General features: G+C 66.2%; 14 protein-coding genes, 1 tRNA gene, 2 pseudogenes, 1 riboswitch and 1 other annotated feature. Of the genes and pseudogenes, 12 read left to right on the top strand and 5 right to left on the bottom strand.

Annotated features, from left to right (window positions below; all coding sequences use genetic code 11):
- Nucleotides 1–37 precede the first annotated feature (37 nt).
- The 11 genes from ACSQ3M_RS17725 (at nucleotide 38) to ACSQ3M_RS17675 (ending at nucleotide 13,932) form a co-directional block, all read left to right on the top strand.
- On the top strand, nucleotides 38–601 hold the full coding sequence (locus ACSQ3M_RS17725) for an NUDIX hydrolase (RefSeq protein WP_436151377.1): 564 nt from the start codon (nucleotides 38–40) through the stop codon (nucleotides 599–601).
- Between the two features lie 116 nt (nucleotides 602–717).
- Entirely contained in the window at nucleotides 718–1,614 is an 897-nt protein-coding gene (locus ACSQ3M_RS17720; protein ID WP_436151376.1) for a hypothetical protein, read from the top strand.
- 54 nt (nucleotides 1,615–1,668) lie between these two features.
- Nucleotides 1,669–1,868, top strand: a riboswitch (cobalamin riboswitch).
- A 122-nt stretch (nucleotides 1,869–1,990) separates the two neighbouring features.
- Nucleotides 1,991–3,934 (top strand): TonB-dependent receptor plug domain-containing protein, encoded by a 1,944-nt coding sequence (locus ACSQ3M_RS17715; RefSeq protein WP_436151375.1) that lies wholly within the window; start codon nucleotides 1,991–1,993, stop codon nucleotides 3,932–3,934.
- Nucleotides 3,931–4,791 (top strand): ABC transporter substrate-binding protein, encoded by an 861-nt coding sequence (locus ACSQ3M_RS17710; protein WP_436151374.1) that lies wholly within the window; start codon nucleotides 3,931–3,933, stop codon nucleotides 4,789–4,791. Before ACSQ3M_RS17715 ends, ACSQ3M_RS17710 begins: the two co-directional genes overlap by 4 nt.
- 35 nt (nucleotides 4,792–4,826) lie before the next feature.
- Nucleotides 4,827–5,813 carry a FecCD family ABC transporter permease gene (locus ACSQ3M_RS17705; RefSeq protein ID WP_436151551.1) on the top strand — a complete coding sequence of 329 codons (987 nt, stop codon included), beginning with the start codon at nucleotides 4,827–4,829 and terminating at the stop codon, nucleotides 5,811–5,813.
- Nucleotides 5,813–6,604, top strand: coding sequence for an ABC transporter ATP-binding protein (locus ACSQ3M_RS17700; protein ID WP_436151373.1), 792 nt, complete (start codon nucleotides 5,813–5,815; stop codon nucleotides 6,602–6,604). The genes ACSQ3M_RS17705 and ACSQ3M_RS17700 overlap by 1 nt, the downstream gene beginning before the upstream one ends.
- Complete coding sequence (locus ACSQ3M_RS17695) at nucleotides 6,601–7,608, top strand: DUF6925 family protein (RefSeq protein WP_436151372.1); 1,008 nt, start codon at nucleotides 6,601–6,603, stop codon at nucleotides 7,606–7,608. Before ACSQ3M_RS17700 ends, ACSQ3M_RS17695 begins: the two co-directional genes overlap by 4 nt.
- An 87-nt stretch (nucleotides 7,609–7,695) precedes the next feature.
- On the top strand, nucleotides 7,696–9,360 hold the full coding sequence (locus ACSQ3M_RS17690; RefSeq protein ID WP_436151371.1) for an FMN-binding glutamate synthase family protein: 1,665 nt from the start codon (nucleotides 7,696–7,698) through the stop codon (nucleotides 9,358–9,360).
- 109 nt (nucleotides 9,361–9,469) lie between these two features.
- Nucleotides 9,470–10,630 (top strand): efflux RND transporter periplasmic adaptor subunit, encoded by a 1,161-nt coding sequence (locus tag ACSQ3M_RS17685; RefSeq protein WP_436151370.1) that lies wholly within the window; start codon nucleotides 9,470–9,472, stop codon nucleotides 10,628–10,630.
- Between the two features lie 4 nt (nucleotides 10,631–10,634).
- A complete protein-coding gene (locus ACSQ3M_RS17680; RefSeq protein ID WP_436151369.1) occupies nucleotides 10,635–13,769 on the top strand; it encodes an efflux RND transporter permease subunit in 3,135 nt (1,044 codons plus the stop codon).
- Between the two features lie 86 nt (nucleotides 13,770–13,855).
- Nucleotides 13,856–13,932, top strand: a tRNA-Arg gene (locus tag ACSQ3M_RS17675).
- Between the two features lie 29 nt (nucleotides 13,933–13,961).
- Here ACSQ3M_RS17675 and ACSQ3M_RS17670 read toward each other — a convergent pair.
- The 3 genes from ACSQ3M_RS17670 to ACSQ3M_RS17660 all read right to left on the bottom strand — a co-directional run bounded on the left by ACSQ3M_RS17670 (nucleotide 13,962) and on the right by ACSQ3M_RS17660 (nucleotide 18,831).
- Complete coding sequence (locus ACSQ3M_RS17670) at nucleotides 13,962–14,333, bottom strand: hypothetical protein (protein WP_436151368.1); 372 nt, start codon at nucleotides 14,331–14,333, stop codon at nucleotides 13,962–13,964.
- A gap of 305 nt (nucleotides 14,334–14,638) precedes the next feature.
- Nucleotides 14,639–17,356: an EAL domain-containing protein gene (locus ACSQ3M_RS17665; protein WP_436151367.1), complete on the bottom strand. Its 2,718-nt coding sequence runs from the start codon at nucleotides 17,354–17,356 to the stop codon at nucleotides 14,639–14,641.
- Between the two features lie 80 nt (nucleotides 17,357–17,436).
- On the bottom strand, nucleotides 17,437–18,831 hold the full coding sequence (locus ACSQ3M_RS17660; RefSeq protein WP_436151366.1) for a FecR domain-containing protein: 1,395 nt from the start codon (nucleotides 18,829–18,831) through the stop codon (nucleotides 17,437–17,439).
- A gap of 446 nt (nucleotides 18,832–19,277) precedes the next feature.
- Between ACSQ3M_RS17660 and ACSQ3M_RS17655 the strand changes: the two genes are divergently transcribed.
- Complete coding sequence (locus ACSQ3M_RS17655) at nucleotides 19,278–20,786, top strand: ShlB/FhaC/HecB family hemolysin secretion/activation protein (protein WP_436151365.1); 1,509 nt, start codon at nucleotides 19,278–19,280, stop codon at nucleotides 20,784–20,786.
- 173 nt (nucleotides 20,787–20,959) lie between these two features.
- Here the strand turns inward: ACSQ3M_RS17655 and ACSQ3M_RS17650 are convergent.
- Nucleotides 20,960–21,109: pseudogene (locus ACSQ3M_RS17650) on the bottom strand (integrase); the annotation flags it as partial.
- 38 nt (nucleotides 21,110–21,147) lie between these two features.
- Nucleotides 21,148–22,093: pseudogene (locus ACSQ3M_RS17645) on the bottom strand (transposase).
- Nucleotides 21,693–21,809 (bottom strand) — a sequence feature (AL1L pseudoknot). Its footprint overlaps the pseudogene before it by 117 nt.
- Nucleotides 22,094–22,282: the final 189 nt, after the last annotated feature.

Here is a 22,282-nt window from a genome sequence, read left to right as displayed (position 1 = left end):
CTTCCCTGCCGCTGCCGGAGATGCGAAGCACGATGCCATGAGCTTCCTTCCCCGCCTCGATTCGCTCGTCTCCCGCTATCTCGCCGAGGTCGCCGGCCCGCGCGAACGGCTGGCGCTGCTGCGCTGGCAGATGGCCGAGCGCCACGCGCTCGACGCCCGTGAGACCATGCCGGGCCATGTCACCACCAGCGCCTTCGTGCTCTCGCCCGACCATGCGCGGATCCTGCTGATCGACCATGTCGTGATCGGCCGCTGGCTCCAGCCCGGCGGGCATTACGAGCCGGCTGCGACCTTCCATGAGTCGGCGCTGCGCGAGGCGGTCGAGGAGACGGGTGTCGCTGGGCCCGCGCTGCATGCCTGGCATCGCGGCGGCGATACACCCTTCGCCATCGACAGCCACGAGGTGCCGGGCAATCCGCGCCGAAGCGAGCCGCCGCATATCCATCACGACCTGCAATATCTCTTCATCGCCGACCCGGCGCTGCCGCTGACGGCCCAGGAAGAGGAAGTCCACGCCGCCGCCTGGAAGCCGATCGCGACGCTGGCCGAGATCGCGCCGGTCGCGTTCGCGCGCCTGCATGCCCTGAACTCTCGAGGCTGAGCGGCCCGCTGTTGCTCGTCTGCAACAATGTAACGATATGATCCCGCGATCGATCATTTCATATTGCGACTCATTCGCATTTGCGTAGGGTGGGTTCATCAACAGGATCGCCAGCCATGCTCAAGCCCGCCGCTTTCGCCCTTGCCGTCTCAAGCCTGCTCTCGCCGGCGCTTGCTGCCGATCTGCCCTCGCGCAAGGGCGCGCCGGTCGCGCCGCCCGTGCTTTCGGCCTGTACCGAGAGCGAGGGCATCCCGACCGACGCCTTCGGCTTCACGACGGGTTCGGACGTCGCCGAAGTCGGCTCCTTCGGCGCGAGCCTGACCTATGGCGGCGGCTTCGGTGTCCGCGACGGCCGCCAGGCCGCGCACGGCCTGCAGCTCCAGGGCTCCTACGGGCTCTTCCCCTGCTTCGAGATCGGCCCCTATCTGCTCGGCGGCTATACCGATGCCACCATCGCCGGCACGGGCGCCGACAGCCGCAGCTTCGGCGCCGGCGTCGAGATGAAATACCGCCTGCTCGGACGCGATTTGCACGGCATCGGCCTGACCGTCGTCGTCGACCCCAGCTTCAACCGCAACGACCCAAGCGGCGCCGGCAACTTCACCACCTACAACACCGGCATCCGCATCTTTGCCGACAAGACGCTGGTCCCCGGCAAGCTCTACGCCGCGCTCAACCTCTCGCACGACCTGACCTGGACGGGCCCGAGCCCCTATCTGCGTTCCTCGACCTTCACGGTCGGCGGCTCGCTCGCCTGGCAGCTGATCGACGGGCTCTATCTCAGCGGCGAGGTCCGCCATCAGCGCCGTCACAATGAGCTCGGCTTCGGCAAGGACGCCGGCTACGCCACCTTCGCCGGCCCCGGCATCTTCTGGCAGGCGACCAAGCAATTCGCCATCTCGGCCGCCTACAATGTCCAGATCGCCGGCAAGGCCAAGGGTGTGCCCGGCGATCTCGACATCACCAATTTCAGCCAGCATCTGGTGAAGGTGAAAGCGGCCTACAGCTTCTGAAGGCCCATTCGAGGGCAGCATCGGCCGGCCGAATTGACCCCGCCGCATTTCCGCCCTAGTCGTGAACGCGACGGTTCCCTCACGGGATCAAAAGGGAACGCAGTGCGGGTGGCTTAGCCACCTCATGCTGCGGCTGCCCCCGCAACTGTAAGCGGCGAGCCTTTCACCATATGCCACTGGGGCCTCGGACCTGGGAAGGCGGTGAAAGGCGGTGACCCGCGAGCCAGGAGACCTGCCGTCAGCCGTGGTCACACGCGAACACATCGGCCGGGGGTCCGCTGATGGGTGATAAGCCTTTGCGCGCCCGCTTGCGGGAGCGGAGCGGATTATCTCGTTCGCGGTGACGTGCCACTGACGTTACCGCCGAGGTTTTACCGTGATCCGTTTGCCCAGCCCCGCCAAGAGCGGGTGTTTCCCGTTCGTCTTCTCCCTGCTCGCCGCCTCGACCATGCTGACGCCGCTCGCGGCGCTGGCGCAATCGGGCGAGAAGCCGATCGCGCTGGACGAGCTCGTCGTCAGCCCGACGGGCGTGCCGACCCCGGCCAGGGAGATCGCCAGCTCCGTCACCGTCGTCACCGCCAAGGAGATCGAGCACCAGCAGCGCCGCACCCTGCCGCAGGCGCTCGCCGCCGTGCCTGGCCTCAATCTCGTCCAGACCAATGGTCCGGGCGGGCTGACCTCGGTCTTCATGCGCGGCACCAACTCGAACCACGTCAAGGTCCTGATCGACGGCATCGAGGTGAACGACCCTTCGACACCGAACCGCTCCTTCGATTTCGGCCAGATGCTGACCACCGATATCGAGCGGATCGAGGTGCTGCGCGGTCCCCAGAGCGGCCTCTATGGCGCCAATGCGCTCGGCGGCGTCATCTCCATCACCACCAAGCGCGGCGAAGGCCCGCCCAAGGTGACAGCCTCCGTCGAGGCCGGCTCCCACGGCACCTTCAACCAGAGCATCGGCCTCAGCGGCGGCAATGACCGCTTCGACTACGCCTTCGGCGTCAGCCATTTCCGCGCGGATTCGACGCCGGTGACCCCGCCCGGGCTGGTTCCGGCGGGTAGGCGCCGCAATCCCAACTCCTACGATAACTGGAGCTATTCCGCCCGCCTCGGCGCCCGGCTGACCGACACGCTGAGCGTCAACTGGGTCGGCCGCTATATCGACGGCCAGTTGCTCTTCACCAGCGATTCCGGCTTCCCGAGCCGGCCGGACGCTTTCCATTCCAGCCAGAACTACCGCCAGGCCTTCACCCGCGGCGAGGTCGTCTGGGATCCGTTCGAGGGGCGTTTCGTCAACCGCTTCGGCGTGTCCTACAGCAATCAGGATCGCTCGAACCGCCGGCCGAACGCCGCCGGCATCCTCGGTCTACCAGCTGAGAACCTCGGCGAGCGCACCAAGTTCGACTGGCGTGGCGATCTGAAGATCACCCAGGGCCAGACATTGGTCGCGGGCCTGCAATACGAGACCGAGCGCTTCGACACGCCCAACAAGACCGTCTCGAACGGCAACAAGGGCGCCTTCGTCGAATTGCAGTCGAACTGGACCGACCGCTTCTTCACCGTCGCCAATATCCGCTACGATCACGACGACAAGTTCGGCGGCCACACCACCTATCGCATCGCACCGGTCTTCATCGTGCCAGGCAGCGAAACCAAGCTGAAGGCGAGCTACGGCACCGGCTTCAAGGCGCCGACGCTGAGCGAGCGCTTCAGCGATTCACGCCCGGCCTTCAACTTCTACGGCAACCCCGATTTGAAGCCCGAGGAGAGCCGCGGCTGGGATGTCGGCTTCGAGCAGCCGCTCTTGAACGGGCAGGTGAACTTCGGCGCGACCTGGTTCCACAACGACATCGACAACCTGATCATGACCAACGCGGCGCGCACCTCCTATACCAATATCGGGCGCGCCACGACCAAGGGTGTCGAAGCCTTCGCCGCGCTGGAGCTGACGCCGCAGTTCAAGGTCCGCGCCGACTACACCTTCACCCTCGCCAAGGACGAGACCGCGCGCCAGGAGCTGCTGCGCCGGCCGCGCCACAAGGTCAGCGTCACCGCAAGCTGGACGCCGATCGAAAAGCTGACGCTGTCGGCGACATTGATCTATCTCGGCGAGCGCGTGGACGGGAATCGCGACTTCTCGATCTCGCGCCTGCGTGCGCCGGGCGCCGCCATCGTCAATCTCGCCGCCGACTACAAGGTCGACGACCGGTTCACCGTGTTCGGCCGCGTCGATAACCTGTTCGACAAGCGCTACGAGAACCCGGTCGGTTTCCTGGTGCCGGGCCTCAGCGCCTTCGGCGGGATCAAGGTGAGCCTATGAGGGGGCTGGCCGCCTTCGCGCTCAGCCTCTGGCTGGCGGCGTCCGGCGGCCTCGTCCGTGCGGACGATGTGCCGGCAAAGCCGCAGCGCATCGTCTCGCTCAACATGTGCACCGACGAACTGGTGCTGCGTCTTGCAGCACCAGAGCATATCGCCTCGGTGATCTGGCTGTCGCAGGACCCGCGCAACGCCAACATGGCCGCGCTCGCCCGCACGATTCCGGCCAATCACGGCCTGGTCGAGCAGGTACTCGCGCTGAAGCCCGATCTCGTCATCGCCGGCGCCTATACAACGCGCTCAACCGTCGCGCTGCTGAAGCGCGTCGGGTCGCCGGTCAGGGAATTCGGCGTGCCGCGCAATCTCGCCGAGATGCGCCAGCAGATCCGCGACATGGCGAAGCTGCTCGGCGAGCCTGGGCGCGGCGAAGCGCTGATCGCCGGGATCGACGCGCGGCTGGCAGCGCTGGCGGACCGCCCTCGCCCGGCTCGTCCGCGCGCGATCGTGCTGCGTCCGAACGGCTTCACCACCGGGCGTGGCTCGCTCGTCGACGAGATCCTGACGGCGGCGGGACTGACCAACCTCGCCGCCGAGCTCGGCATCGACAATTACGGCCAGATCGCATTGGAAACCGTCGCCCTCGGCCAGGCCGACATCCTGATCCTCAACACCACGCCGGACGGCCCGCCCTCGCTGGCGCACGAGATCCTGCATCATCCGGTCCTCGCCCGGCTCGGCGATCGGCTGAAGCTCGTTGCTTTGCCGTCGAAGCTCTGGACCTGCGCCGGCCCGGCGGTGATCGACGCGATCGAATTGCTGCTCGACGCGGCCGCGCCGACATCCGCCGGAACCAGACCATGAGCACCGCGGCCATGCCATCATCCGCATCCGACCGGATGTCCTATTGGCGGCTCGTCGCCCTCTTGGCCGCCGCCACGTTCGCCATGGCCATGCTGTCGCTCGCGGTCGGCTATGCCGAACTCGACCTTCCCGCGGCGCTCGGCGACTGGCTTGCGGGCCGACCGACCCTGCCTGCACTCGTGCTCGTCGAATTGCGCCTGCCGCGCGCCATGCTGGGCGCGCTGGTCGGCTTCAGCCTCGGCCTCGCCGGCGCCGCGATGCAGGGCCTGCTGCGCAATCCGCTGGCCGAGCCCGGCATCGTCGGCATCTCCAGCGCCGCCGCTTTCGGCGCCGTCACCGTATTCTATTCGGGCTTCGCCGGCGCCTTCGCGCTCGCTTTGCCGCTCGGCGGCATCGCCGGGGCGCTGCTCGCTGTCCTTTTGCTCTTCGGACTCAATGGCCGCGGCGCCGGCACGATGACGCTGATCCTCGCCGGTGTCGCGATCAACAGCTTCGCCGGCGCGATGACCTCGCTGGCGCTCAATCTGGCGCCCAATCCCTATGCCGCGCTGGAGATCGTGTTCTGGCTGATGGGCTCGCTCGCCGATCGCAGCCTGATCCATGTCTGGCTGGTGCTGCCGCTGATGCTGGTCGGCTGGGCCCTGCTCCTCTCCAGCGCACCAGCGCTCGACGGCCTCACCCTCGGCGAGGACACGGCGCGCAGCCTCGGCTTCGACCTGACCTGGCTGCGCCTGCGCTTGATCGGCGGGGCGGCGCTTGCGGTCGGCAGCGCCGTCGCCGTCACCGGCGCAATCGGCTTCGTCGGGCTCGTCGTGCCGCATCTGCTGCGCCCGCTGGTCGGTCACAGGCCCGGCCGGCTCCTGCTGGTGAGCGGCTTTGGCGGGGCGATCCTCTTGCTCGCTGCCGACACGATGCTGCGGCTGATGCCGATCCGGCCCGAGCTCAAGCTCGGCGTCGTCACCGCCCTGATCGGCGCGCCCTTCCTGTTCAGCCTGATCCAGCGCCTGCGGCGGGAGGCGTGATGCGTATCGAAGCTGAAAGCATCGCGATCGCCTTCGACGGCAGGCCGATCCTCGACGGGATCGACCTTTCACTGCGCCCCGGCGAGCTCGTCGGCCTGATCGGCGCCAATGGTGCCGGCAAGACTACCTTGTTGCGCATCCTCGCCGACCTGCTGCCGCCGGCAGCCGGCACAGTCCTCTATGACGGCGCACCCGCCAGAACGCTGGGGCGCCGCGCCCTCGCGCAGCGCCTCGCCTTCCTCGCTCAGGGCGGCAGCGTGCAATGGCAGATGCGGGCGGAGGCGGTCGTCGCGCTCGGCCGCCTGCCGCATCGCCGCCCCTTCGCCGAGCTCACCAAAGCCGATCGTGCCGCGATCACCAATGCCTTCGCCGCGACCGATGCCACCGCCTTCCGCGAGCGCAGCCTCGACAGCCTCTCCGGCGGCGAGCGCATGCGCGTGCTGCTGGCGCGGGCGCTAGCGGTCGAGGCGGAAATGCTGCTCGCCGACGAGCCGCTGGTCGGGCTCGACCCGCGCCATCAGCTCGAGGCGATGGCGCTGTTCCGGCGGATCGCCGCTGCCGGCACCGGCGTCGTCGTCGTGCTGCACGACCTCTCGCTCGCCGGGCGCTTCTGTGACCGGCTCGTCCTGCTCGATCAAGGTCGGATTCTCGCCGACGGTCCGCCCACCGCCGTGCTCGACGACGGCAACCTCGCCCGCGCCTTCGGCATCGCAGTCGCCCGCGGCAAGCGGGACGGCGAAGACTTCGTCCTGCCCTGGCAAGCCCTGAACCACGGAGAATCCGGCCGATGATGGCAGACGAGGTGACCAACCTGATCCGCGAGGAACTCGCGACGGCGACGACGCAGTGGAATCTCGGCACCTTCGGCGCCATCGCCGAATTCCTGCGCGATCCAGGCGAGCCCGTCGTGATCAGTGATGGGCCGGGCCGCCTCCTCGCGGTCACCGATCGCGGTGGCATCGGCTTCGACGATCTCTCGCAGCTCCGGCTCTTCGCTTCGGAGACCGCGGTCGGCCAAAGCTGGAGCCATCGCGTCGCGTTGTGCCTGCCGGAAGCGGCCTGCGCGATGAACCGGCGCACCGTCCTGACCGAACTCGGCTCCGACCAAGCGGCGCTGCGGCCGCAGGACCGCGCCGGCATCCTGTTCGACATGGGGCTCGGCACGCTGCAGGTCGACATCTGCATCCGCACCGGCGATCCCGAGCTGATCGCGACCCTGCGCTCGGTCGCCGGCAGGAGCCTGTTCGAGGCCGGCAATCCGGCGATGGCAGCTATCGTCGCGAAGGGACCGCATCGCGTCTTCATCGCGCGCGCCGGTCGCTGCGAGGTCTACCAGCCGATCCCGCCGGCCGATGGCAAGAGCCCGGAAGGCCCGCACACCCATGTCCTGCCGCAATTGCTGCGCAGCGGGCGCACCCATGCGGCGACCGAGCCGGTTCCGGAGGGCTACGTGCCTTTTGCCCATCTCGTGCCGGCCCACCCGCTGAAGGACGCCATGGCTCGGCCCCGACCCTGGGATGCCTCGGCGCATGAGCGCTTCCAGGCACTCCTCGCCGCCACCGGCGATCCAGAGCTCACAGCACTGAAGCGGGCGCTTCTGGATGCGATCCGCGCCGATCCGAATCCGGCGAGCTTCCAGGAGCCAGCAAACAAGTTCGCCCGCCACACCGTTCGTGTCGCATTACGGCAGCTGCGGATGGGTCCGCCGCTGCCGGGCTTGTCGCGCTGGCTCGAAACCTTCGATCGCCAGGAAGCGGCGGGCGAGGACGGCGCCGATGCCTACGGACACGCCTAGCCGGCAAGGCTCGCCGCCCTTCGCTGATCGTCTTTCCGCCCTGCCGAGGTTAGAAGGAGAATAATCTCGTTCGGACAGGTGTCGGATATGACGTTGCGACTGAGCCGCTTCACCACCCTCGCCTTCTGCATTCTGGTGGCGCTCGTCGCGGTTCCGCTGGCCTTCCACTATCACTGGCTCTGGATTCCGGGCCTGCTGGCGACGATGCTGGCCCTGCTCGGGCTCTGGGACCTCGTCCAGAGCGAGCATGCGATCCGGCGCAATTATCCGGTGATCGGCCATATCCGCTGGTTCGCCGAATTGGTCCGGCCCGAATTGCGCCAGTATCTGTTCGAGGCTGACGAGGAAGCGGCGCCGTTCTCGCGCTCGCAGCGCTCCCTGGTCTATCGCCGGGCCAAGAACCTCGCCGGCGATCACCCGTTCGGCACGCTGCTCGACGTCTATCGCGACGGCTATGAGTTCATCGGCCACTCGACCCGGCCGGCCCCGGTCTCCGATCCCGAGAGCTTCCGCATCACCATCGGCAACGACCAGTGCCGGCAGCCTTACTCGGCCTCGGTCTTCAACATCTCGGCGATGAGCTTCGGCTCGCTCTCCGCCAATGCGATCCGGGCACTCAACACCGGCGCGCGCCTCGGCCGCTTCAGCCACGACACCGGCGAGGGCAGCATCAGCCCCTATCATCGCGAAGGCGGCGGCGACATCGTCTGGGAGGTCGCCAGCGGCTATTTCGGCTGCCGCGACGAACAAGGCCGCTTCGATCCCGAGCGCTTCGCCCGGCAGGCCGTCGACGCCCAGGTCAAGATGATCGAGATCAAGCTGAGCCAGGGCGCCAAGCCCGGCCATGGCGGCATCCTGCCGGCACCGAAGGTCACGCCCGAGATCGCTACGACGCGCGGCGTGCCGGTCGGGCGCGACTGCATCTCGCCGCCGAGCCACAGCGCCTTCTCGACCCCGCTGGAGATGATGGCCTTCATAGCGCAATTGCGCGAGCTCTCCGGCGGCAAGCCCGTCGGCTTCAAGCTCTGTCTCGGCCACCCCTGGGAGTTCATGGGGATGGTGAAAGCGATGCTGGAGAGCGGCGTCGTGCCCGATTTCATCGTCGTCGACGGCGCCGAGGGTGGCACCGGCGCCGCCCCGGTCGAGTTCAGCGACCATATCGGCCTGCCGATGCGCGAGGGCCTGCTCTTCGTCCACAATGTGCTGGTCGGCGCGGGACTGCGCGACAGGATCAAGATCGGCGTGGCCGGGCGCATCGTCAGCGCCTTCGATATCGCCAGCGTCCTCGCGATCGGCGCCGACTGGGCGAATGCGGCGCGGGGCTTCATGTTCGCGCTGGGCTGCGTCCAGTCCCTGTCCTGCAACACCAATCGCTGTCCGACCGGCGTCGCTACGCAAGATGCCGTCCGCCAGCGCGCGCTGGTCGTGCCGGACAAGGCGCAGCGCGTCCATCGCTTCCACGCCAACACGCTAGCGGCGCTGGCCGACATGCTTGCGGCCGCCGGCCTGACCCATCCCGAGGAGCTCGGCCCGCACCACCTCGTCCGCCGCGTCAGTGTCACCGAGATCCGGCTGTTCTCCGACCTCCACGTCTTTCTGGAACCCGGCGAGCTGGTGAGCGGACACTGCGAGCACGCCTTCTATCGCCGCAACTGGGATCTCGCCCGCGCCGACAGCTTCGACAGGGCGGTCGTGAGTGCCTTCACACCGCGCCGCATACAATATTCCGACGCGCCCGATCGGGGGCCGTAACAAGACCGTAGCGTTCCCGGCAGAATATGCTCAGTATCGACGCGGGATAGGGTTATGCGCGCTGCAGTTGCGATCGCGGCGGCGCGTTGGCGGCGAAGAGGAGTGGCCTATGTCTGAGCGTTCACGGATGGCGCGCGTGAAGCGGATCTCTTCGACCTTGCATCTCCCCGTCCTGGCGCTTGCGGCCGCCTTCGCCTTCGGACCCGGAACAAGCGCCCTCGCCCAGCAGCCTGCACCGGCCGCCGTCCCGGTTGGCACCGTCACCGCCGAGAAGCGCGCCATCACGCAATCAGCCGACTTCGTCGGGCGCATCGAAGCCGTCAACCGCGTCGACATCCGCGCCCGCGTCACCGGCTATCTCGAGGACGTTCTGTTCAAGGATGGCGCGACCGTCACCGAGGGCACGCCGCTCTTCCGCATCGAGCGCGCGCCGTTCGAAGCCGCCGTTGAGCAGGCGCAGGGCGCGCTGGAGCGTGCCCAGGGCACCCTGCAGAACGCCAGCCTGCAGCGCCAGCGCGCCGAGGACCTGCTGCGCACCAATGCCGGCTCCGTAGCGGTCCGCGACCAGCGCGTCGCCGAGGAAAAGGGCGCGCAGGGCGACGAGACCACCGCCGCCGCCAATCTGAAGACCGCGCAGATCAACCTGGGCTACACCGAGATCAAGGCGCCGATCGCTGGCCGCATCGGCCGCACCAAGCTGACCAAGGGCAATGTCGTCGGGCCCGATAGCGGCGTGCTGGCGCAGATCGTCAGCGACGATCCGATGTATGTGACCTTCCCGGTCAGCCAGCGCGAATTCCTGGCGCTGAAGACGAACCGACTGCCGGCCGACGGCTCCGCCCCGCTCGTCAGCCTCAAATTCTCGGATGGCTCGACCTACGACCAGAAGGGCCGCGTCGACTTCGTCGACGTCTCGGTCGAGCGCGCCACCGATACCGTGCTGGTGCGTGCCACCCTGCCAAACCCGACGGGCAAGCTCCTCGACGGCACGCTCGTGCGCGTCGCCGTTCAGGCCGACAAGAGCGAGGAGAAGGTGCTGGTTCCGCAATCGGCGCTGATCGCCGACCAGCAGGGCTCCTATGTCTTTGCCGTCGAGGACGGCAAGGCGGTGCCGAAGCGGGTCAAGATCGGAGCCGAGGCCGGCTCCTATGTCGTCGTCGAGTCTGGGCTCGCCGGCAATGAGCAGATCGTCATCCAGGGCCTGCAGAATCTGAGGCCGGGTGTGCCTGTGCTGGCCTCGCCCGTGACACCGCCGGCCGGCCGGAGCTGAACCGATGCTGAGCTCCGTCTTCGTCGACCGGCCGCGGCTGGCCATCGTCATCGCGCTCGTCACGACGATCGCAGGTCTCCTGTCGCTGTTCGCGATCCCGGTGGCGCAATATCCCGATATCGTGCCGCCGCAGGTCTCGGTGACGACCTCCTATCCCGGCGCTTCGGCCGCCGTGGTCGAGCAGACCGTGGCGCAGCCGATCGAGGCCCAGATCGTCGGCACCGACAAGATGCTCTACATGAAGAGCGTCAGCGGCAATGACGGCAGCTATTCGCTGCTGGTCTCGTTCGAGCTCGGCACCAACCCGGATATCAACAGCGTCAACGTCAACAACCGCGTCCAGATCGCCCTGTCGAAGCTGCCGCAGGAGGCCCAGCGCAGCGGCGTCGTCGTCAAGAAGAAGTCGTCGGCGCTGCTCGGCGTCATCGCCGTCTATGCGCCGAAGGGCAATTACGACACCCTGTTCGTCTCGAACTACGTCACGATCAACCTGCTCGACGCGATCCGCTCGACCCCGGGCGTCGGCGACGCCGCGCTGTTCGGCGCGCAAGACTACGCCATCCGCGCCTGGATCCGCACCGACAGCCTGACCGGGCTGAACCTGACCACAGGCGACATCATCGCCGCCATCCAGGCACAGAACGCGCAGGCGGCCGTCGGGCGCATCGGCGCCCGCCCGATCTCCGACGATCAGCAATTGCAGCTCAACATCCAGACCAAGGGCCGCCTGAGCACACCGGAGGAGTTCGGCAAGATCGTACTGCGCACCAATGCCGACGGCTCGGTGCTGCGGCTCTCGGACGTGGCGCGCCTCGAGCTCGGCGCCGCCAATCTCGATCGCGACACAAGGCTGAACGGCGGCCCGGCCGTGCTGATCGGCGTCTATCAATCGCCCGGCGCCAACGCGATCACCGCCCTCGACGCCGTCAAGAAGACGATCGGCGACCTCCAGAAGTCCTTCCCGGAAGGTCTCGAATGGAAGGTCACTTACGACCCGACCGCCTTCGTCACCGCCACGATCCACGAAGTCCAGAAGACGCTGATCGAGGCCTTCGTCCTTGTCGTGCTCGTCGTCTACCTGTTCCTCGGCAATCTGCGCGCGACGCTGATCCCGACCATCGCCGTGCCGGTGAGCCTGATCGGCGCCTTCATCGTGCTCAACGCCATCGGCTACTCCGCCAACACCGTCTCGCTGCTCGCCGTGGTCCTCGCCATCGGTATCGTCGTCGATGACGCGATCGTCGTCATCGAGAATGTCGAGCGCGTGATGGAGGAGCACCCCGAGCTGACGCCGGCCGAGGCGACCAAGCGCGCCATGGGCGAAATCGTCGCCCCGATCATCGCGATCACGCTGGTGCTGCTCTCGGTCTTCGTCCCGGTCGCCTTCATCCCCGGCATTTCCGGCGAGCTCTTCCGGCAGTTCGCCGTCACCGTCGCGGTCGCGATGGTGCTCTCGGCGATCAACGCGCTGACGCTGTCGCCGGCGCTCTGCGCCATCCTGCTGAAGCGCCATCACGGGCCGCGGCGCGGGCCGATCGGCTACGTCATGCGCGGCATCGACTGGACGCGCGACCGCTATGGTGCCGGCGTGGCGCGCCTCGTGCGCGTCTCGCTCATCAGTCTCGCGCTGACCGCCGCCTTCGGCGCCGGCATCTATGCGATGGGGCGCATCACCCCCACCGGCTTCCTGCCGGAGGACGACCAGGGCGCCTTCTTCGTCGTCGCCCAATTGCCCGACGGCGCCTCGATCGGACGGACATCGACGCTCGCCGCCGAGGTCGAGGGCATCCTGAAGAGCGAGAAGGCGATCGCGGACTATTCCACGATCATCGGCCTCAACTTCCTCGACAACTACTCCCAGCCCAATGCCGGCTTCTTCGTGGTGACGCTGAAGCCGTTCGACGAGCGCAAAGGCGCGGAGGACTCGGCTTCAGCGGTCATCGCCCGGTTGGCGCAGAAATTCCGCGCAGTGCGCGACGGCACGGTGGTGCCGGTCGCGCCCCCGCCGATCATCGGCCTCGGCAGTGGCGGCGGCTTCAGCTACGTCCTGATGGACATGGGCTCATCCGATCCCAAGGCGCTCGGCCGAACGCTGCGCGGCCTCACCATCGCCGCCAACCAGGACCCGCAATTGCGGCGGGTGTTCTCGACCTTCTCGGATTCGGCGCCGTCGATCTATCTCGACATCGACCGCGACAAGATCCAGATTCTCGGCGTCGCGCTGAGCGACGTCTTCCAGGCCCTGCAGGCCTCGCTCGGCGGCTACTATGTCAACGACATGAACCTGTTCGGCCGGACCTGGCAGGTTCAGGTCCAGGCCGAGGGCACCGATCGCGCCTCGGTCAACGACATCTACCGCATCAATGTCCGCAGCCGCTCGGGCGACATGGTCCCGCTGCGCTCTTTCGTCGAGGCCAAGGTCGTCGTCGGCCCGCAAGCCCTGATCCGCTACAACAACCGCCTTGCAGTGACACTGCAGGGCTCGCCGGCGCCGGGCGTCTCCTCCGGCCAGGCACTGAAGGCGATGGAGACGGTCGCGGCCAAGACGCTTTCGACCGGCTATCGCGGCGAATGGACCGACGTCTCCTTCCAGGAGAAGCGGGCCGAGGGACAGACGGGGATGATCCTCGCCTTCGCGCTGCTCTTCGCCTACCTCTTCCTCGTCGCGCTCTATGAAAGCTGGACCATCCCTGTGCCGGTGCTGCTCTCGGTGGCGGTCGCCGTGCTCGGTGCCTTCGTCGCGATCGTCATCGCCAAGCTGACGCTCGACCTCTATGCCCAGATCGGCATCGTCGTGCTGATCGGCCTCGCCGCCAAGAACGGCATCCTGATCGTCGAGTTCGCCAAGGAGCTGCGCGAGAAGGGACACCCACTCCTGTATGCGGCGACGGAAGGCGCGCGGCTGCGCTTCCGCCCGGTGATGATGACCTCCTTCGCCTTCATCCTCGGCCTGCTGCCACTCGTCATCGCGGAAGGGCCATCGAAGCTCGCAAGGCGCGATGTCGGCACGCCCGTCTTCGGCGGCATGCTGTTCGCGTCCTTCCTCGGCATCTTCGTGATCCCGGCGCTCTATGTCGTCTTCCAGGGATTGCGCGAGCGCCTGCGGCCATCGACCCGGCCCAAGGAGGAACAGGTCTAGAAGCGGACTGCGGGAGACGAGAACCGCTCCCGCAAATTCCCTCGTTGCCGAACCAGCTGGGATCAGCTATCCAGCCTGCACGGTTTGCGCCCGTAGCTCAGCTGGATAGAGCGTTGCCCTCCGAAGGCAAAGGTCACACGTTCGAATCGTGTCGGGCGCGCCAATAAAATCAGTAACTTGTGAAAGTTCGCGCTACTCGGAATGCAAGCCGGGTAAGCAATAGGTAAGCAGCTTGCGCTGTTCCGTCCACACTTTCCCATTTTGATGATGCTCGCGAAACGCGGCTTCACTGCGCCCTGGTCGCTTTTCGATGCATCCTGCACAATCCGGCGCCAGCGAGCGTGGGACGGCAAGCGCACCGGATGCGCCTGTTCCCCCGGTTTCAGGCATCGCCTGCTGCCCGTCGGTTGCGCCGCATATGCCTTTTCTGAGGGCCTGAACGGTTCTGTTGAGCTCGATCATCCGGGGTATCTCGAGGCCGGAATGGCGCAGGAGGGCGTCGGTTAGGCAGACCGTCTTGGGATGAAGCTCGTGGCCCTTCGCGGTCAGGTGGACCTCGACCAAGCGCTCGTCGACCGTGCTGCGCCACGGCTAAGGAAACCCGCCACCTCCAGCCGCTTGACCGCCGGCGTGATCGCGCTGGGATCGAGCACGAGGCGCTCGCGCTGACTCTTGCTTCAGGGCCACAAATGCTCGCCGCTTCTCCGGGTGAAATGCGCCGGGAGCGGAAGTTGGCGTACTGCCCAACACCGGACGTTCAATGCTGACATGCCAAGAGCCAGCCTTCACCTATTCGAAGGCGTTCTTAAGCGCACCGCGCTGCGCCAAGGCGTGTTTACAACTTCGCTCGATCAGAAGGCCGATCCGAACTAGGCGACGTGTCGCTGCGCCAGAAACTGCTGTTCGAATTCAGCCGCAGGAAGTGGCCGGCCGAAATAGTAGCCCTGCCCTTCGTCGCATCCCATGCCCTTAAGGCAATTGGCGGTTTCGCCATCCTCGATACCTTCGGCGATGACCGACAGGCCCAGCGAATGGCCGAGATCGATCGTCGCACGGACGATGGCGGCATCGCCGCTGTCATTCAGCAGGTGGCGCACGAAGGTTTGGTCGACCTTCAGCGTGTCGAGCGGGAACGTCTTGAGGTAGCTCAGGCTGCCATAGCCCGTTCCGAAATCGTCGAAGGCGATCTTGACGCCGCGCGCCCGGATCTCCCGGAACGTCCTCTGGGCGTTTTCGGCATCCTCGATCAGAATGTCTTCGGTTACTTCCAGTTCGAGCAATTCCGGGGCGAGCCCGGTTTCTTCGAGCAGTGCGGCGATTGTGTCCTGCAAGTCGCTGCCTTGCAGCTGCGAGGGCGACAGGTTCACGCCGACACGGATCGGCGTGCCCGCCTTCTGCCATTGCCGGGACTGTCGGCAGGCCGTGGCCAAAACCCAATTCGCAACCGCATCTGACAGGGGAGAGTTGTTGAGAACCGGGATGAATTGCCCTGGCGGTATCAGGCCCCGCCCCGGATGGCGCCAGCGGATCAAGGCCTCAGCCCCGATCACGCTCTGATCCGACAGCTGCAATTGCGGTTGATAGAACAGCTCGAACTCGCTTCTCTCGAGGGCGAGGCGAAGCTCGGCTTCGAGCGTCAGTCGTGACGCGATCCTGTCCCGCATGGAAGCTGTGAAGCTGACCGGCTCCTCGTCGTGGGCCGTTTTTGCCGCTTCCAGCGCAAGATGGGCGTTGCCAATCAAATGATCGGCGCTCCAGCCCGGTTCGGCGAGGGCGTAGCCGATGCGCACCGCCACACGCTGGCGCCATTCGCCGAAGACGAGCGCCGCGGATCCAAAATCACGCGCGACGTCATCTGCCACTGCCGCAGCGAATTCCTTCGGCACGATCAGGGCAAACTCGTCATCGGCAAAGCGTGCAATTTTGGTGTTCGGAGGCACCACCGCGCGCAGCCTCTCGGCGAATGCGACGAGGACCTGATCGCCAAATTCACGACCGTGGATGTCGCTGTAGTGGTGAAAGCGGTCGATGCCGATCAGGAGCACCGCCAATGCGGGTGCGTCGCCGTTATCGGACTCCGCCGAGAGGCGCTGACCTAGCGTATGTCGATTGAGCAACCCCGTCAGGTCGTCGTGCTCGGCCAGATAGCGAATCCGCTCGCGCTCGCGTTGCTTGACGGTGATGTCGCGCAGGACGATGCCGAGTTGCAGCCCATCGGTACCTTTCCAGCTGGAGATGCTCGCCTCCAAGGCGAAGCGCTCGCCGCTGCGTCTGAGGCCAACAAGGTCCAGAACGTGATCGTCAGCAGCCTCCGTCGCCGCCGTATCCCGCAGGCGGGCGAACTGTGCCGAAGCGAAATCGCCTGAGTCGGCCAGGCAGGCGGTGAAGGGCCTGCCAAGTGCCTCCGCTTCCGGATAGCCAAAAATTCTGGCCGCGCCCGGATTCCAGAAGACGATGCGCCCCTGATCATCAAGGCAAGCGAGCCCGTCGCCAAGCGACATCGCAATCCGTTGGAAGCGCCGCTCGGCGATGCCGCGCAGCAGCCCACGCAAGTCGATTTCATCAAGCGCGATGGCGATCAGATAGGCGCTGAGCAGGAGGTGCCAGCTGCTTGTGTCCACGATGATCGGCCACTGCGCCTGGATGACGAGCGCGCCGACCTCCAGTGAGGCCGCCGTCAACAGCACGACCGCGACGCGCGTTTTTGCGCTGGTTCGCCGCCACAGCAGAACCATTCCCCCGAGAATGGCGAGAATTCCGACGACCGAAAGCGGCAGGCCGGTGGGTTGCAGGTCGCGGCCCTGCAGCAGCGACTCAGCGGCCAGCAATTGCAGCATGGAGCCCGGGATGACGCGGCCGTTGGGGATGTTGAAACGGTCGCCCAACTCGACGGCCGTTCCAGCGACGATGACCTTGCGTCCCTTGAGCCGTGCCAGCGCCTGTGGCTCGCCATCGAGCACCGCGGTGTAGGATACAGTCGGAATCGTATCGGTTCTGATACTGAAATCGATGTGGAACGATGGGCCCTGCTCGTCATGGCGAGCGACCAGCAACGCGCCGAACGAGGGCAGGAACTCCCCGCCAATGCGTGCGCCGAGGCCATAGCGACGAACCAGTCCGTCCGTTTCGGGCAGGACATTGACCACGGCCGGCCAGCTGTGAGCGGCGAATTCCGGCAAGGGCCGGTTCACATGCAATGTCACCCCGCGGCTGAGGTCACCGGCTCGCTGTTGAAAGGTCGCCAGCACGACGGAGCCGCCCGCTTTCGCCAACGCCTGTGCAAAAGCCGCGTCATCCGCCGGGTTGGAGCGGGCGCTGAAGTCGATGTCGAAAAAGATCTCGGTCGCGCCCGCCGCTTCAAGCTGCTCGATCAGCCTGGCATGGTGGTGGCGCGGCCACGGCCAGACACCGATCCGCGCCAACGAAGGCGCATCGATCTCGACCAGTGCGATGCTTTCGCTGGCCGGACGCTTTGGCCAGAGAGAGCGCTTGTCGCCGATGAGATCCGCGAGAGCCGTCGGCAGGCCAGCCAGCCAGACCAGTGCAAGCAACCCGAATGCAACGAGGTGGGGCCGATACAGCGTCACGTCCGTCTGCCACCCTGTCGGGCTTCAAGGTCAATCGACCCGACCCTAGCGCAGAAAAGCTGACCATTCCGTCAATTGGATCAGCGTCCAGAATTCCCGCCGCCATTCCCGCCTAGGTTCACCCCAACGTTCACGACACCCAGGTTCAAGCCAAGATTCAAGCCACCGTTGCCGTTCCCGCCGGCATTGCCATTACCGTTCCCGCCGGCGTTGCCGTTGCCGTTCCCGCCGGCATTGCCGTTGCCGTTCCCGCCGGCGTTGCCATTGCCATTCCCGCCGGCGTTGCCGTTGCCGTTCCCGCCGGCATTGCCATTGCCATTCCCGCCGGCATTGCCGTTGCCGTTCCCGCCGGCGTTGCCATTGCCATTCCCGCCAGCATTGCCGTTGCCGTTCCCGCCGGCGTTGCCATTGCCGTTCCCGCCGGCATTGCCGTTGCCGATCCCGACGACTTTCGTTGTGCCGTTGCCGTCGCCCTTCCCGGAGGCGCCCACGCCGTTGGCGCTACGGTTCGCCTGGCCATTGACGTTCGAAGCTTTCGTGCCGTCCGGTTTGGCAGTCTCTGGATTTCCGGTCCGCTGGCCGTTGTTCGAGGCGCCGGCTGGCGAAAGCTCTCCAGTCGACCAGAACGTGGCTTGCCCGCGTCCATGTGCGGCGACGCCGTCGCCCGCGTTACGTGCCAAACCCTTGGTCGCCGCATGAACGTTGAGCTTGGCCTCGCCCAATGTCGCACCGATGCGCACGGTTCCGCCACTGACGGAAACGGCTCGGCCCGAACCTTCGCCGCCACCGGCCCGGCGCTCCTCCCGGCCCGCTCCGGCAGGCGGTGGCAAGCCGTCGCGCGGAACGGAAATGGGGCGGATCGAGGGCGAGCGCGGCGCTCCCTGCTGGGTCGGATTGAATTGTCCGGTGCCCGAGAGCCTGAGGCCGGTTGCTCCGCTTCCTGCGACGCTGGCGGCTTGCCCGGGCTGGACCAGCACGAACTGGCCTGAGCGGAAATCGGAGACCTGGACCTGACCGCGCTGGACATCGACCTTCGCGCTGCCGGACGTCACGGTGATACGGAACTGCGTGCCCTTGACGACGGCCGCGAGAAAGGGGGTCTCGACTTCGAAATGCTGGACGTTCCGCCTTTCCACGTCGAGCAGGATTGAACCTGCCTGCTGGAGGATCGTCGAACGGCCCGAGCCGGTCGTCATCGGCACGGCGACCTGCGAATTGGCAGAGATCAGCATGCTCTCTGCCCCGCGCACCAGCAGGACGCGGCCGTTGCGCCCGGTCCGGATCGTGTCGCCCGGCTTGAGCATCGTCGCCTGGCCGAGCGACACCTGCTGCACCCCGGAGCCAGCAATCCAAACTTCACCCGAGACCTTGCTGACCTGCCAGATATTGTCCTGGGCCAGTGCCTGGGTTGGGCTCAACGCAAGCAAAAGGGCCCAAAGGCCCGCGGCGAGGAGGATGCGGGTCGCTCGCAGCATGGGTGGGCGGTCTCCGTTCTGGAGGTCGTGAGAAGCCGGCTATACCGCGTTCTAGCAGGCAGTTCTGAATGGTGACTTAGCGTGACGCTCAGAAACAGAAGGTCGGATTAAGCGCTCATTAACTACGTCTGTTTACCGTTTTTGGGCGGGAAGGCTGGGCGAATGCCCAACAAGCAAGCGGATGCATGTTCAAGATGGCTTGGCGGCGAGGGGGCGGGCTATCCGATGGTAGCCTGCAGGCGGCGATATTCCTGCTGTTCAGTTGCGCGCCGGCATTGATCGGACCAGCGGACGCCCAGAGCGACCGCCGCCCGGCTCCGCCCATCCAGCCGATCGATCAGGGCTTCGAGCAGCGGCGCGTCGATCGACTGCAGGAAACGCGGAACGAGATTTCCGTTCCCACTGCCAGGTCCGCGCCCGATCAACCGGGTGGCGAAGAGCGGGCATTGTTCACGCTTGCAGCAGTGAGGATAGAAGGCGGCAGCCCGCTCGCCTCCGGCGATATTGACGTCGCCTATCAGGACAGGCTCGGCAAGCCGATCTCGCAAGCAGGTCTCGTCGCTCTCGCAGGCGAGATCAGCAAGCTCCATCGCGACGCCGGCTATCACCTGACACGCGCGATCATTCCGCCTCAGGACATCAAGGGCGGCATCGTCTCCATCAGGATCATTACTGGCACCGTCGCCGAGCTTGTGGTGCAGGGCGACGAGGCCAATCGCTTCGGCACACGCCGCATGCTGGCGCCCATCACCGAGGAGACGCCGGCCAGACTGGCGACGCTCGAGCGTCAGCTCCTGCTCGTCAACGACCTGCCGGGCGTGCGTGTCAAGGACACCACGCTGGAGGAGATCGGCAGCGGCAGCGGACGGTTCCGCCTGACCGTGATCCTCGACAGCTGGAGTGTGTTCGTCGCGGCAGGCATCGACAATGGCGCCTCCAATGCCGTCGGCCCATGGCAGGCCTATTTCGGTGCTGCGCTGAATTCGCTGCTCATCCCCGGCGACACGCTCGCGGTGAATCTGTCGTCCGTGCCTGGCTCGACGCAGGAGCTCCGCTACGGCCGCATCTCCTATGATGCGCCGCTCGGCAGCGATTGGATGCGAGCCGGCGTCTCGGCGTCGCGCAGCGTCGTCTGGCCCGGCGATCTGCGCCGTTTCGACCGCGTTCGGACCGATGCCGAAAACCTGGAGGCCCGCGCGACGGTCGTCGCGCTGCAGACACAGCGGCACTCGCTCTCGCTGACCGCCAGTTTCGGCATCAGCAACATCGTCGAGGAGAGCGTTTTCGGTATCAACTATCGCGACCGCCTGCGGATCGCGAGCCTGTCGGCTGATTATCGCCTCCGCGACGACTGGCAGGGCACGACCTACGCCACGCTGGCCCTGCGCAAGGGCCTGGGCATCGACGGCGCCTCACGCCGCTACGATCCGCGGCTTTCGCGGTTCGATGGCTCGGGCGACTTCTACGTGGTACAAGGTGCGCTCACGCGCTATCAGGGCTTGGGTGACAACTGGTCGATGAAGCTCGCTGCTTCTGGTCAGGTCAGCTCCGAGGCCTTGCTGATCTCGCAGCAGTTCTATCTCGGCGGCGGCGCCTTCGGACGCGCCTTCCAAAGCGGCTGGCTCGCCGGCGACAACGGCATCGCTGGCTCGGCCGAGCTGCGCTACGACTACCGGCCCGGCTTGTCCTTCCTCAAGAACGTGCAGCTTTTCGGTTTCGTCGAGGGCGGAGCAGTCCGCAGCTATGCGGCGCCGAAGGACATCGTGCAGTCGCTCTCCGCGGCGGGCGGTGGCGTGCGCCTGCAGCTCAACGATTCGGTCGAGGCTGGCATCACCGTCGCTGCGCCGCTGAGCTACAACTCGCCCAGCAGAGGCGGTCGTGGCGCGACCGTCCTGTTCTCGCTCGCGACGGCGCTGCGGGCTTGCCCTGAGTGGGTTGAATGGCGCTGCGGATAAGCTGCGGTCAAACGCTCAGGCAGCCAGGCTTTCGCCCGGTGTCAATACGCCAGCCGGCAGGCTTCGATCGCTCGGCAGAAACTGAGTGTACCGCCGAACTTCCGCTCTCCACCCAAGCTTGCCGTTGACCGAATCGCCAAATTAGCGCGGCGGTCACCCCGCCGTACCTGAGGTCATAGGTCCATTTGCTCCGAAAGGAGAAGCGCATCGTCAACCTCGATGCCGAGGTAGCGCACGGTGCTTTCCAGCTTCGTATGGCCTAGGAGAAGCTGGCATGCGCGCAGATTGCCGGTGCGTTTATAGATCAGCGCTACCTTCGTTCTGAACCGCGCCGGGTTTGTCGGAGGCCACTTCGTTTGTGTCACGCTGCCATGGCTGGCTCATCCAGCATGGCGTAGTAGCGTTCCTCAGCCTCGGCCGGCGGGATGTTGCCGATCGGCTCCAGCAGCCGGCGATTGTTGAACCAGTCGACCCAAGTCAGCGTGGCGAACTCGACGGCCTCGAAGCTACGCCAGGGTCCGCGCCGGTGGATGAGTTCCGCCTTGTAGAGGCCGTTGATCGTCTCGGCGAGAGCGTTGTCGTAAGAGTCGCCGACGCTGCCGACAGAGGGCTCGATACCGGCTTCGGCGAGGCGCTCGGTGTATCGAATGCTGACGTATTGAGACCCCCTGTCGGAATGATGCACGAGGCCGCCGCGATGGACGGGCCGTCGCTCATGCAGGGCCTGCAGCGAGCGAGTTGGCGCCCTTCTCGCTTCATCTGCCGCCAGACCTTGCGCACGCCATAGACCTGGAAGTTCTCGTCAAAAACCCGCTGGACCTCCGGCAACAGGACAGCATCGCGCCTCGCCCGGATCGAGAGTTTGGTCGGATCGCCACGCCGGGAGGCATGGGCGTGGTAGGTTGACGGGGCGATCGGCAGCACTCTGCAAATCGGCTCGCCCCCATAGGCTCTGCGGTGATCGTCGATGAAAGCGATCATCGCTTGAACGGGCGGTCGAGCTCCGCCTGGGCAAAATACGCCGATGCCTTGCGCAGGATCTCGTTGGCCTGTCGAAGCTCCCGGTTCTCGCGCTCCAGCGTCTTGAGCTTGGCCGCCATGTCCGTCGTCAGACCGGGCTTGCGGCCGCTATCGACCTCAGCCTTCTTGACCCACTCGTTCAGCGTCTGCGCCGTGCAGCCGATCTTGGCCGCGATCGACATGATCGCTGCCCAACGGGACGGATGCTCGCCCTCGTGGTCCAGCACCATCCGCACCGCGCGGACACGCACCTCAGGCGAAAACTTGTTCGTCGTCTTGCTCGTCATGGCTCCACCTTCTCAGGAGTTGGAGCCTCCGACAAACCCGGCGCGGTTCATGTCGGGCGCGCCATTCTTTTCAAAAATTCCGATAATTGATCATCAGGGCGAAGCGCTCCGGATCACGTCAGCGCGGCTGCTTCACCAGTCGATCCCGGCCGACCATTTCGACAGTTTCAGCCGCTTATAGGTCGGATG

The sequence above is a fragment of the Allobosea sp. LjRoot90 genome (assembly GCF_964254315.1).
Classification (GTDB): Bacteria; Pseudomonadota; Alphaproteobacteria; order Rhizobiales; family Beijerinckiaceae; genus Allobosea.
This window is presented reverse-complemented; position numbering and strand designations above follow the sequence as displayed.